General features: G+C 46.1%; 21 protein-coding genes. All 21 read right to left on the bottom strand.

Annotated elements, in window-relative coordinates; genetic code table 11:
- Positions 1 to 94 precede the first annotated feature (94 nt).
- On the bottom strand, positions 95 to 1,111 hold the full coding sequence (locus ACYSNS_RS09900; RefSeq protein WP_461723064.1) for a tyrosine-type recombinase/integrase: 1,017 nt from the start codon (positions 1,109 to 1,111) through the stop codon (positions 95 to 97).
- 14 nt (positions 1,112 to 1,125) lie between these two features.
- Positions 1,126 to 1,323 (bottom strand): hypothetical protein, encoded by a 198-nt coding sequence (locus ACYSNS_RS09895; protein WP_461722995.1) that lies wholly within the window; start codon positions 1,321 to 1,323, stop codon positions 1,126 to 1,128.
- Positions 1,323 to 1,583, bottom strand: coding sequence for a hypothetical protein (locus ACYSNS_RS09890; RefSeq protein WP_461722994.1), 261 nt, complete (start codon positions 1,581 to 1,583; stop codon positions 1,323 to 1,325). Before ACYSNS_RS09890 ends, ACYSNS_RS09895 begins: the two co-directional genes overlap by 1 nt.
- Positions 1,580 to 2,032: a hypothetical protein gene (locus tag ACYSNS_RS09885; RefSeq protein ID WP_461722993.1), complete on the bottom strand. Its 453-nt coding sequence runs from the start codon at positions 2,030 to 2,032 to the stop codon at positions 1,580 to 1,582. The genes ACYSNS_RS09890 and ACYSNS_RS09885 overlap by 4 nt, the downstream gene beginning before the upstream one ends.
- Positions 2,029 to 2,301, bottom strand: coding sequence for a DUF3850 domain-containing protein (locus ACYSNS_RS09880; RefSeq protein WP_461722992.1), 273 nt, complete (start codon positions 2,299 to 2,301; stop codon positions 2,029 to 2,031). Before ACYSNS_RS09880 ends, ACYSNS_RS09885 begins: the two co-directional genes overlap by 4 nt.
- Entirely contained in the window at positions 2,298 to 2,744 is a 447-nt protein-coding gene (locus tag ACYSNS_RS09875; protein ID WP_461722991.1) for a hypothetical protein, read from the bottom strand. Before ACYSNS_RS09875 ends, ACYSNS_RS09880 begins: the two co-directional genes overlap by 4 nt.
- A 223-nt stretch (positions 2,745 to 2,967) precedes the next feature.
- A complete protein-coding gene (locus ACYSNS_RS09870) occupies positions 2,968 to 3,477 on the bottom strand; it encodes a hypothetical protein (RefSeq protein WP_461722990.1) in 510 nt (169 codons plus the stop codon).
- Positions 3,474 to 3,761, bottom strand: coding sequence for a hypothetical protein (locus ACYSNS_RS09865; protein ID WP_461722989.1), 288 nt, complete (start codon positions 3,759 to 3,761; stop codon positions 3,474 to 3,476). The genes ACYSNS_RS09870 and ACYSNS_RS09865 overlap by 4 nt, the downstream gene beginning before the upstream one ends.
- Before the next feature lie 3 nt (positions 3,762 to 3,764).
- Positions 3,765 to 4,157, bottom strand: a complete 393-nt coding sequence (locus tag ACYSNS_RS09860; protein WP_461722988.1) for a DUF968 domain-containing protein — start codon at positions 4,155 to 4,157, stop codon at positions 3,765 to 3,767.
- On the bottom strand, positions 4,157 to 4,516 hold the full coding sequence (locus ACYSNS_RS09855; protein ID WP_461722987.1) for a DUF4326 domain-containing protein: 360 nt from the start codon (positions 4,514 to 4,516) through the stop codon (positions 4,157 to 4,159). The genes ACYSNS_RS09860 and ACYSNS_RS09855 overlap by 1 nt, the downstream gene beginning before the upstream one ends.
- Entirely contained in the window at positions 4,509 to 4,730 is a 222-nt protein-coding gene (locus ACYSNS_RS09850) for a hypothetical protein (RefSeq protein WP_461722986.1), read from the bottom strand. The genes ACYSNS_RS09855 and ACYSNS_RS09850 overlap by 8 nt, the downstream gene beginning before the upstream one ends.
- Positions 4,727 to 5,128, bottom strand: coding sequence for a hypothetical protein (locus ACYSNS_RS09845; protein ID WP_461722985.1), 402 nt, complete (start codon positions 5,126 to 5,128; stop codon positions 4,727 to 4,729). Before ACYSNS_RS09845 ends, ACYSNS_RS09850 begins: the two co-directional genes overlap by 4 nt.
- Positions 5,129 to 5,139: 11 nt before the next feature.
- Complete coding sequence (gene ssb / locus ACYSNS_RS09840) at positions 5,140 to 5,610, bottom strand: single-stranded DNA-binding protein (protein WP_461722984.1); 471 nt, start codon at positions 5,608 to 5,610, stop codon at positions 5,140 to 5,142.
- Entirely contained in the window at positions 5,610 to 6,248 is a 639-nt protein-coding gene (locus tag ACYSNS_RS09835; RefSeq protein ID WP_461722983.1) for a lambda exonuclease family protein, read from the bottom strand. Before ACYSNS_RS09835 ends, ssb begins: the two co-directional genes overlap by 1 nt.
- Positions 6,232 to 7,059, bottom strand: coding sequence for an ERF family protein (locus tag ACYSNS_RS09830; RefSeq protein ID WP_461722982.1), 828 nt, complete (start codon positions 7,057 to 7,059; stop codon positions 6,232 to 6,234). The genes ACYSNS_RS09835 and ACYSNS_RS09830 overlap by 17 nt, the downstream gene beginning before the upstream one ends.
- Positions 7,056 to 7,565, bottom strand: a complete 510-nt coding sequence (locus ACYSNS_RS09825) for a hypothetical protein (RefSeq protein WP_461722981.1) — start codon at positions 7,563 to 7,565, stop codon at positions 7,056 to 7,058. The genes ACYSNS_RS09830 and ACYSNS_RS09825 overlap by 4 nt, the downstream gene beginning before the upstream one ends.
- Positions 7,565 to 7,912, bottom strand: a complete 348-nt coding sequence (locus ACYSNS_RS09820) for a hypothetical protein (RefSeq protein ID WP_461722980.1) — start codon at positions 7,910 to 7,912, stop codon at positions 7,565 to 7,567. The genes ACYSNS_RS09825 and ACYSNS_RS09820 overlap by 1 nt, the downstream gene beginning before the upstream one ends.
- 217 nt (positions 7,913 to 8,129) lie before the next feature.
- The gene (locus tag ACYSNS_RS09815; protein ID WP_461722979.1) at positions 8,130 to 8,504 is read right to left on the bottom strand and encodes a hypothetical protein; all 375 of its coding nucleotides are present in this window, start codon (positions 8,502 to 8,504) and stop codon (positions 8,130 to 8,132) included.
- A complete protein-coding gene (locus ACYSNS_RS09810; RefSeq protein WP_461722978.1) occupies positions 8,497 to 8,697 on the bottom strand; it encodes a hypothetical protein in 201 nt (66 codons plus the stop codon). The genes ACYSNS_RS09815 and ACYSNS_RS09810 overlap by 8 nt, the downstream gene beginning before the upstream one ends.
- A gap of 107 nt (positions 8,698 to 8,804) precedes the next feature.
- Positions 8,805 to 9,119: a hypothetical protein gene (locus ACYSNS_RS09805; RefSeq protein WP_461722977.1), complete on the bottom strand. Its 315-nt coding sequence runs from the start codon at positions 9,117 to 9,119 to the stop codon at positions 8,805 to 8,807.
- Positions 9,116 to 9,523: a hypothetical protein gene (locus ACYSNS_RS09800; protein ID WP_461722976.1), complete on the bottom strand. Its 408-nt coding sequence runs from the start codon at positions 9,521 to 9,523 to the stop codon at positions 9,116 to 9,118. Before ACYSNS_RS09800 ends, ACYSNS_RS09805 begins: the two co-directional genes overlap by 4 nt.
- Between the last annotated feature and the right edge of the window lie 153 nt (positions 9,524 to 9,676).

Raw genomic sequence — 9,676 nt, 5'->3', positions numbered from 1 at the left:
TTTTTATTACTTTTAACCCGTTGTTTTAACTTGTCTATTTTTTAGGTGAGGGCAAGTGGGTAAAAGGTGGGGGCATAGACATTCAGTTTTTGTTCTATTTTTCAAGTTTTCTTATAGCCTCTTTTGCCAGTCTGCGCCGATCTGCCGATTTCGTATAATGCGCGGCCATGTTATCAGCCTCCCATCCGAATAAGGCTTTTAATTGTGCCACAGTAGCGCCTGCATTTGCTGCCCGTGTCGCACTTATCTTGCGCACACCATGAGCAGACTTTTTAATGCCTGCCTCGTTACACGCTTCCCTGAAATAATTCCCAAACGATTCCTTGGTCAAAGGTTGCCTGTTGGCCCCACAAATAAAAGCCAGATCACTTGTCGGCCCTGCATCAAGTGTTTGTTGAAGCACTGGCAGAATAGGCAATGTCACCTCGGTCTTATAGCCGCTCTTTTCTGTTTTGATTGTTGCTACACCGTCCCTCACGTGCTGCCTGCCAATCTTAACGGCATCCCCTCGCCTCAATCCGGTATATAAAAGGACATGAAGCCAAACGCGCTCTTTCGTACCTACGGGCCATTTATTTTCATATTTATCGATATCAGTTTCATTCCAAGCCTCAAAGCCTTCAACACTTTTCAGCTTTGGAGCTTTTACGCCCGCACAAGGGTTGTCTGTGACATATTCAGCATCAATAGCCCATTTGAACAATCCGTTCATGGCCTTTAAGAAGTTTCCAGCCTGTGCCGGTGTATCCGCTCTTTCATCACGGCTAGCTATTATTATCCTTCGTGTAATGTCTTTGTAAGGCTTAGCGCCAGCCTTCTTAATCACGTGCAAAAAAATGTTTTCTCTTTGCCTTCTGGTCGCCATTGATAGAGATAACCAATCAGAACTCTTTCGATATTGCTCGATAAGCCATTCAAGTGAATGACTGGCAACGCGAATAGTCGGCAACTCTTGACCATTTACAGCCGCTTTATAGGCTTTGATAAATTCAGGACTTCCATATTCCCCATAAATGCGAATGCGGGGGTTAGGGCGAATACGCACATACCACACAACGTTTCCGTGCCGGTCAACTTGCCTCTGCAAGTATGGTGGTCGTGGTCGCGCCATATCATCCCTGTTTTTCATAGCGTGAAGAAGTCCTCACTTTTCGTTGAGGTCTTATCCATATAATCGTCAATCGCTGATTCCTTGTCCAGCGGAATTGAAAATTTAACACCTGATGGAAAAGTAATGTGGACAACTGGCGCACCTTCAAGCTTCGCGCCCGCACAAATACGGCGAATATCAGCCTGTGTATAAGCTGCGGCTTTACGTGACATTATCCACCTTCCTTCATTTGCAGACCGGCATCATGGTCCTCCAGTGCAGCGCGTCCAGACGCCGTGAGTACAGCAAGTTTTGTGCCGTCAACATTTCCGTTGTCGTGCCATTCACATAGACCTAGTGATAATAAACGCCCAACTACTGTAGGGCTGACCGCATCATTTATGCGCCATGCACCATAGCCATATCTTCTTTTATAGACACGACTTGCCTTAATTTCTGATAATGCTTTCTTTTGATTATCTGTCAGTGTCATGGCTGGCTCTCCTGTAGGGCGGAAACAGACAATCTCCAACAAGACGCAGCATCTTCCTCGTTTCCACAATAAACAGGCTCCCAATCGCAAGGATTGCCCTCATCATCAAGTTCTGTGGCTGTGAAAGCAATGAAGCCCTCGACGTATTTTTTGCCTCCAAATTTCATATAGGCTTCTTTATCGAGTGAATTATTGCAGGCTATCTCTTCTGGTGAATTTCCTGTTTCATCAGGGTCATCCATATTCCAATAGACATCGTTGTTTTCAATAAACTCTAAACGTTTATCTATTTCTTTGATGCGCTGTTTCAATGCGGCGTTTTCGGCAACAAGGGCTTTGTATTCATTCGGTGTTAAAAGCTTTTGTGGGCAGTCCCAATCTCGGCATGGCTGTCCAATAATTTTCAATGCTCCACAGCCAGGCTTTGTGCAACGCTCTGAATGGCTCATGATTGCACCTCGTCACGGCTAAGACCAAGAATGCAGTAACGTGCCTTAATGCCATACTGACCGCCCTGTAATAGATAGGTTATTCGACGTGTTGTAGAGCTTTTGAATGTATCGTAGCATGTGCCGTCATCATTCATCTTTAACAGCTTAACCAGATCGCCAGTTTGAAATGCTCTGTCATTTAGACGGACTTCAAAATTTTTGCGCCCATCCATTACCGCATCAAAATAGCAAGGCAGTGTTTTCAACTCGTGGGTTTTTATTTTCATGATCGCACCTCGCAGGCTGGTATTTCGGCGTAGTGGGTGTATCCATCAGCAGACGTTTCCTGCCCCAATGGCATCATAGACCAGACACTATTGCCTTTAGGCTTAACAAGCATTGGCTCATATTGAGGCGACAAGAGCATATAGACAGTGCCTGCCTGTCTAGGGCATTCTGCAATCAGTTTAAACTTCCAGAAGATTTCTGGTTCACACCCCTGCGCCAACCGACACTCATAATCTTTCTGACATGCTGATTTTGCTAGACATAAACTTTTGAAGACCCCTATTTTGATATCTTCCAGCCTAGCTACATATTTTTCATCAACCCTTACGATAGTGTATGACGATGCGAATTGAGTAACTGCAATTTCTACTGTTGCTCCTGCCCGTGTTTTTGTATCAACCCACTCAAGAAGCTTCATAATTGCAGTAATGTTAGTGCTCATTTGGACGCCTCCTTGGAAGTAAGCATTTTTTGTACAAGATGGTGATCGTCAGGGTGAAAGAACGCTTGCAAATGTCCATCTGGGTGTGTGCGCAGCTTAATACGTATGCCAGCAGCCCTGCACCTGAAAACATCATCGAAGTGCTGTTCATCCAACATACCGCAGAGATTAAACCATCTCACCCCTTCGATCGTTCGGTAACAAAGGGCCTGATCTTTTACTGTCATGGCTGCACCTCGCAGGCTGGTATTTCGGCGAAGGCGATTGGGAGAATTGCCCCACCTATTTTTTGTCTGTATTGGCCGAGATAATACCATTCGCCATCATAAAAATAGCAGTCTTGGAGGCGATAATAATGGTCTTTTACTATACCATCGCCGTGATAAATTGGTTCCATGACCCAAAGGTCATAATAAGAACCCTCCAACTTCGGGCATTGCTCTATAGGCTTCCAGAAGGGTGCTGGTTGTGGCTGGAGCTTGGTGAGGTCGATATATGCTAATATCAATTTCTTATAGGCGGCCTCAGCCCTTCTCATGCCTACCAAAACATTACCGCATCCGCCCTGTGCAAACCTAAAATCACCCCAGCTTACGCTCCACTTATCATTATCGGCAAACAGGTTCATTGTTGGAAGGTATTCGACCAGGGCATGGTCGTAATTACCATCACCTATGTGGGTTTCCCACTTCAGCGGCGTCACAATGTCTGCTATGTTTGTCTGTTGGGTCATTGGGTGAACCCCACTTCAACACTTGCCAAAGCATATCGGCGGTCATAGTCGGCTTGGCAAGCGGCTTTGGCTATCTCCTTAGATGCGTACTCTCCAATCGTCGAATTCGTGGAACCGTATGTTTCGACACATGTGCTTGTGGAATAGTAAGCTTCCCATGCATCCCTGCCACCTATATGACGCACTCCATAATAAGTGCCGAACACCGTATGGGCTGTTTCTGTAAGGTAACTTAACTTCCACACTAGCTTAGCTGGCTGCCTGTATATTGCCTGTTGGGTCATGGTTTAACCTTTCTTCGCGTTTCTTATGATGACGAGAGCTTGGTCATCGTCACCCGTCACGCCATAGAGTGCTATTGCTGTCTGGCATGGGTCGATCTTGTATTCTTCCCAAAACTTGTTTTCGTTCATTGAATGCTGTTTTCGGTGCATCTCTGGTGAAAGCGGTACAACCCACTTATCGTCTGGCTTTTCGCCACGCCCTGTCTCGCGTTTTGCAAATATCGGGTTGCCAAAGCGGATATGCGCGGACTCTACCCCGTATTTGCCTGTTATCAAGCAAGGTAGCGTTCTAACCCATTTCAAATGCGCTTCGTCGGTTTGACGCGGGCGCTTCTTACCTTTGGACGGAGCATTCGAGAATGCTTCTGGGTGGCGCTGAATGCGAAATGCGGCCATTATCTAACGCCTCCTGCATTTGCCATTCGCAGCAAAACTTCGGCATGGCATGGCTTGTCTAAACTGCACCAACACGCAAGGTTTTTACCTCGAAGATAAGGCAACCCCTCTTCTTTCATCCATGTGGCAAAATTCCAATGTGTTGTTTTGGGGTGAAAATTCTTAGCAAATCGGAGTCCATCAGGTGACATACTAAAACATTGTGTGCCGCCACTGATAAGACGTTCATAAGCATCTACTGCTATGCTAGGGTCATCGCAGATGAAAGGATTACCAAACACTAGCGGGCGCGTAACTTTCACGGTGTTTTCTGGCATCTTCCAGCCCTTATTTCTTTTCAATTGGATACGTTCAACCATTAGCGCCTCCTGCAATCTCTGCCTTCAGCTTCATGGTGGTGATAAGCTTGGCCGCTTCGTGAATAGGCTTAACGGCTTTCTTAGCTTTGGTTTGTTCTTCTGCCTTGTCACGGGTGCTGGCGACAAATGCGTTGTATTTATCAGCATCAATCACAAGAGCACATGGATCCGTTGGCTTGTTACTTTTCCCAAAAATTCGTTTGAAAAGGCTCATGCTGCTTTCTCCTGAACGTATCCGTATGCCTCGGCTAAAAACCGCTTGGCATGTTCGAAATAATCAATCATTTCCGGTTCGGTCATTTTGTCGAATGAGATTGAGGCAGGAATCTTCACCTTGTAACCGCGCAATAGAACGTCTGTTGTGTGACCTGTCTCAAGTTTGACAATCTGGTGCAAAGCTTCAATCGACGGTGCGCATTCAGTCGCTTTGACAACCTCATGCAGCATCTTCCAATAAGCCCGCAACCTGCCACCGTTGCGACGGTTTTTGATGCGCGTCTCAACTGTTTCGCCATCATGGATAGCATCCAGAATACGCATATCCATTTCAGATGCAGGCAATAATCCATTACCTTTCTTGATAAGGTATAGAGGCGCGGTTTCCTTGCTCATTTCATCGCCTCCTAAAATGGCACCTCAGAGTCATCCAGATCACGGCTATATGCGCCTGTATGCTCTGCATATTGGTTGCTGGTGGTTGTGCTTGTTTGCTGTGATTGTGCCGAGCGTTCGTCATTGCCGCCTTTGCCATCAAGCATCTGCAATTCGCCACGGAATTTCTGAAGGACTATCTCGGTCGTGTAGCGGTCATTGCCTTGCTGGTCTTGCCAACGGCGCGTTTGCAATTGGCCTTCAATGTAAAGCTTCGCGCCTTTTTTGACGTACTGCTCGACGACTTTGACCAGACCTTCATTGAAAACAACCACGCTGTGCCACTCGGTCTTTTCTTTGCGCTCACCTGTGTTGCGATCGCGCCAGCTTTCCGAAGTGGCTATACGCAGTGATGCCACTTGGTCGCCGCTTTGCATCCGGCGTATGTCTGGATCAGCACCAACATTTCCGATAATGATCGCCTTATTAACTGAACCAGCCATTATGCGGCCTCCATAACTTCATAAGAATTGTAATTGATGACCTTTTCGACCATGCGGTCTAGTTCATCGTTGAACCTATCCATTTCGCGCGATAGGTGCTTTATGTAAGCTTCGTCACGGCAAGAGCGTTTGATAAAGGGCGGGATGCCAGGCCAATAGACCATAATGTCCACCCACTCGCGTTCGGATATCCATAGCCCGCCTTGGCATTGTGCTTTATGATCTTCTGGGAATTCACCGTCATAAATGCACTCAATGACAAATTCCGGCTTCTTGGTCTTAATCTCAAGAATGCCATTTTCACCAATGAAAGCATCAGGTGAGAAGCCCTTACGTTTATCGTCGGCAAGAACAAATCCTATCAATTGAGGCTGTTCATCTGTAATGAGCGAATAGGCATCGCGAACTACTGGTTCCATTTCATGACCCCGGCGTATTGCTACACTGCTGACAGGTTCGGCGATCTCCCCCGTTATCCTCTCGCCAGCAAGCCGCATCATTAAAGCTTTGTAAGCGGCAGTCTTTTCGCCGTTCTTTTTGGTTGCAATAATGGCTTCAAATTCCGATGCCGTCGGTATTCCAGCACGGGCCGCGTACCATTCAGGCGTACCCTGTTCGCAATCAATGACTATTGGCATTGGACTGCTCCCGTTCGACAGCTTGCTTTGATTTTTTAGCCAATAGAAGCTGTTTGCCAATATGGAACATATTGGCAGGGATTTCAGCCACTGAAGTCGCGCCATAAGTATGACAAAATGCTGCTATGTTCGTTCCTGTTTCATGAACAAGGCTTGTTATTTCATCACGTTGCTTATCGTTCAAAAAGTCTATTGCGACGGCGTTTTTCCCATCATCATCTTCTGCGACTGCTATCCCCAACGCGGCTTTAAGCGTATAACGTTCAAGATAAGTGACAGTTGACCCGATTGACTGAATGCTATTTTTGTTGCCGCTGGCGTCAATCGGTGCAGTCAATGAGTTTTCTTCAAAGTAACCGTCCTTGTGCGCAATGATACAGGTGACTTTTACAACCCCATTTCCGTTTTCCGTTTTGAAACGGAATGAAAGTCCATGCTCTTCCAAAATAGGCTTCACAGCTTCGGATATGTTAGATAGATCTTCATAGCTGTAGTTTGTTCTCGCCCCGCCGTTCTTGCTTGTGAAATCAACCTTCTTGTTTTTTATGACAACTGGTATCTGTGCCATTGCTTTTGCTATCGCATCATTGAAGGCCATTCGTGCTTGACCAGACTGCCAACGCTCTTGCATGTCCATTAGCTTTGAGATGACATCAGGTGCGGTTCCATTCATAATAGCGCGGTCAAGAAGCTGGAAAGGATTGATGCCAACGGTATCAACTACAACTTGATTGTCTTCACGTTCAACCACAGCGTTCTGTGCCATTTTCTGTTCCTCATTGATATTTGTGATTGCGGGCTGGTTACTCATTTGCTGCCCTCCGCTTTACGGGCGGCAAGCATGGCGTCGGCTTGGAAAAGCGCAGTGTTAGCTATTTCTCCAACCCCAGATAGACCCCTGTCGATGCCGCTTGCATATATGCCGGTCAAAGCAGCGGCAGCATAAAAGTCTCGCAACGTTGGCTGTTCGGGTTGCTGCTCTTCCTGTGCTGGCTTTATGACTCCAGCCTGAAGCAAAGCGTCTAAAGCGTCTAAAAATTCACCTTTACCTTGAAAAAGGTCTCTTTCTGTGGGTGCCCTCCCAAACATTTTTTCAAAATAAATTCGGGCTGCTTCTTCCAGCTTTGACCTATCCACAATGACGGGCTGTAATAGATCTGGCTTTGTGAAGCCAATGCCTTCGGAAAGAACGTCAAGGGCAGTGCTAATTGCAGCGGTCACACATTCACGTTGAGTATATTTTTTGACGTTTTCATAGATATCAAAAACACCTAACGCGTTATCTAAAGCCTTCTGTCTCAACTGTTCAGGTGTCATCACGCACCGCCTTTCAGGCTATCGCCCGATACAGTGGGTTTTCTCTCAATGGATTTTATCCAGCCAGTAATGCAGTCATGGAAATGCTGATTTGCAGCGGCTTCCGCCTGTTCTCGCGTTGAATGACGCGACAAAAATTCTTTGGAGCCTTCATCACCCCATGGGCTAGATGGACTCTCAACGATAAAAACCGAATAAAACCGTTCTTCATCTTTATCGGCCCCATACCGATCATTTGTTGCAATTCGATAACTGTGTGGAACATAGAGCCAATCTGTTTCTTCGTTATCCCGGTATTTAAACTGCAACGGCTCTAGGCTTATTATATAATCATTCTTGTCGGTCATCACGCACCGCCTTTCACTACGGATAAAAGGCGTTCCATGAGCCAAAGACTTTTTGTTTCGTTATTAGCTTCGCCCCTCGAGGGCATTGACTCAGCCCAACCGTCCAAAACCTCCCATTTCAAAGCTTTAACAATGTCAGGCACTTGAACTTGTAAGCGTTTCTTACAAGTTGAGTTGTCAAGCATTCCTTGACTACTGGCTTCATCCCGACGGCTAATCATGAGGCTCTCCTATGTTCTTTATTCATGCCCATCAAATGAACGTGGCTTTTGTTTTCCAACGGCGGCAGACGTTCAGGCCGTGGCGGGTGATATAGGTGGTCATGCCAGCCGTTATTGTTGACAACGCGCGGCTCGTAGCATTGAAGATCACGCAGTGGTGAAAGACCACAGTCAACAGCAAGAGCATGAGCTTTATCCTCAAGCGCGCTCAAAGCGCGGGCGTGCTCAGTTAGCTTTGCAGCAGCATAGCTACGTTGTGCATGATGATCTTTCTCGGCAAGCTTTTGTGACGCCTTAACGTACTTCCGTGTTTCATCACGCAGTTCTTTGACGGCAGAAAACAAAGCCTCCACTCGTTCAATCTTAATCATGTGAATTTGTCTCCACTTGGAAGTCAGACCGCTTTGCATCATACGCAAGGTCAACAGCGGCAAGACGTGCAGCGTCTGTATTTAAGTAGTGAATAGCGTCTTCTTTATTCGGCTCAACGTGGACTTTTCCATCAAAGAAGCCAGCGTAATATAGCTTATGGCCTTTGTGATATGTGTGAAGATAGCTTCCCATGATATGTTATCCTGCGAATACGCTTGCCCAGACTATGACAGTCGTGAGAAAGGCAATGATTGAAATGATTTCGATTGTGTCTTGAAGGGCTGTGATAAAGAGGCGCATTATGCTGCCTCCACACATTGCAAAACCTGATTTCTTAATTTTCTGAGTTCTTTCTTTTCATCATATGAAAGTCCGTCTTCACAAGACTTACAAACGGGCTTGCGGAGAAACGCCTCTTTTTCAGATTTCAAAGTTTGCTTGACGTCAGCCAAAACCTCTTGCGAAGTTTTTATTTCACCATCCGCATTTCGATTGTACGGGTTGACCGTGTTTTCAACCGTTATGGTGCGGCTGCGTTTTGGCTTATTGCAGCATTCACACGTGAAATAGACTGTTGTTTTTCTTAGTATTGATGGGAAATTGTAAAACATCACGCTGCCCTCCCGAATGAAGAGCTTGGCAATACGTCATAAGCTGTCACGCGATGCTGCCTTGCATAGCTGCCATACTTGCGGTCATTGGACATCTCATAGTCAACGTCACTTGCGGAATTCTCAAACGCTTCTGAGTTTGCAACGAATGGGTGGGAAATCGCAGCCTCAAACATGCGATCCGACCCTATCACGCCATCATCATAAGCGGCGGCAACGTCTTCGCTAATATCTTCGATTGACTTGTCTTTGCAGTTGATGCGCAAAAGTTGCTGTATGCCTTCGACACCCTCAATTTTATTGATAATGGCGTTTGCATTCGCGAATGGGCCTTTGAAGCAAACATCTTCGTCACAGCCAGTTACGATTAACAGCATTTCATCGGGTTGAATAAACATGTGTTGCATTTGACTTACTCCATTTGCCAGATCGGCTTGCGCTTCTTCGTGGCTCGTTTATGTAATCAAGGTACAACTTGTACCCTATCAAGTCAAGTGAAAAAGATATAAATTATACCTGTTCTTCTTTTTTTTTATTTCAACACACAATAATACCGAATC

The organism is Bartonella sp. LJL80 (genome assembly GCF_054871565.1).
This window is presented reverse-complemented; position numbering and strand designations above follow the sequence as displayed.

What these genes read in the sequence shown, in the direction of transcription:
- ACYSNS_RS09845 (WP_461722985.1), bottom strand. Translation starts at nt 5,128, where the DNA reads ATGAGCAAGGAAACCGCGCCTCTATACCTTATCAAGAAAGGTAATGGA.
- ACYSNS_RS09825 (WP_461722981.1), bottom strand. Translation starts at nt 7,565, where the DNA reads ATGACACCTGAACAGTTGAGACAGAAGGCTTTAGATAACGCGTTAGGT.
- ssb (WP_461722984.1), bottom strand. Translation starts at nt 5,610, where the DNA reads ATGGCTGGTTCAGTTAATAAGGCGATCATTATCGGAAATGTTGGTGCT.
- ACYSNS_RS09855 (WP_461722987.1), bottom strand. Translation starts at nt 4,516, where the DNA reads ATGGTTGAACGTATCCAATTGAAAAGAAATAAGGGCTGGAAGATGCCA.
- ACYSNS_RS09895 (WP_461722995.1), bottom strand. Translation starts at nt 1,323, where the DNA reads ATGTCACGTAAAGCCGCAGCTTATACACAGGCTGATATTCGCCGTATT.
- ACYSNS_RS09890 (WP_461722994.1), bottom strand. Translation starts at nt 1,583, where the DNA reads ATGACACTGACAGATAATCAAAAGAAAGCATTATCAGAAATTAAGGCA.
- ACYSNS_RS09875 (WP_461722991.1), bottom strand. Translation starts at nt 2,744, where the DNA reads ATGAGCACTAACATTACTGCAATTATGAAGCTTCTTGAGTGGGTTGAT.
- ACYSNS_RS09830 (WP_461722982.1), bottom strand. Translation starts at nt 7,059, where the DNA reads ATGAGTAACCAGCCCGCAATCACAAATATCAATGAGGAACAGAAAATG.
- ACYSNS_RS09870 (WP_461722990.1), bottom strand. Translation starts at nt 3,477, where the DNA reads ATGACCCAACAGACAAACATAGCAGACATTGTGACGCCGCTGAAGTGG.
- ACYSNS_RS09800 (WP_461722976.1), bottom strand. Translation starts at nt 9,523, where the DNA reads ATGCAACACATGTTTATTCAACCCGATGAAATGCTGTTAATCGTAACT.
- ACYSNS_RS09860 (WP_461722988.1), bottom strand. Translation starts at nt 4,157, where the DNA reads ATGGCCGCATTTCGCATTCAGCGCCACCCAGAAGCATTCTCGAATGCT.
- ACYSNS_RS09865 (WP_461722989.1), bottom strand. Translation starts at nt 3,761, where the DNA reads ATGACCCAACAGGCAATATACAGGCAGCCAGCTAAGCTAGTGTGGAAG.
- ACYSNS_RS09900 (WP_461723064.1), bottom strand. Translation starts at nt 1,111, where the DNA reads ATGGCGCGACCACGACCACCATACTTGCAGAGGCAAGTTGACCGGCAC.
- ACYSNS_RS09880 (WP_461722992.1), bottom strand. Translation starts at nt 2,301, where the DNA reads ATGAAAATAAAAACCCACGAGTTGAAAACACTGCCTTGCTATTTTGAT.
- ACYSNS_RS09885 (WP_461722993.1), bottom strand. Translation starts at nt 2,032, where the DNA reads ATGAGCCATTCAGAGCGTTGCACAAAGCCTGGCTGTGGAGCATTGAAA.
- ACYSNS_RS09835 (WP_461722983.1), bottom strand. Translation starts at nt 6,248, where the DNA reads ATGCCAATAGTCATTGATTGCGAACAGGGTACGCCTGAATGGTACGCG.
- ACYSNS_RS09815 (WP_461722979.1), bottom strand. Translation starts at nt 8,504, where the DNA reads ATGATTAAGATTGAACGAGTGGAGGCTTTGTTTTCTGCCGTCAAAGAA.
- ACYSNS_RS09850 (WP_461722986.1), bottom strand. Translation starts at nt 4,730, where the DNA reads ATGAGCCTTTTCAAACGAATTTTTGGGAAAAGTAACAAGCCAACGGAT.
- ACYSNS_RS09820 (WP_461722980.1), bottom strand. Translation starts at nt 7,912, where the DNA reads ATGACCGACAAGAATGATTATATAATAAGCCTAGAGCCGTTGCAGTTT.
- ACYSNS_RS09810 (WP_461722978.1), bottom strand. Translation starts at nt 8,697, where the DNA reads ATGGGAAGCTATCTTCACACATATCACAAAGGCCATAAGCTATATTAC.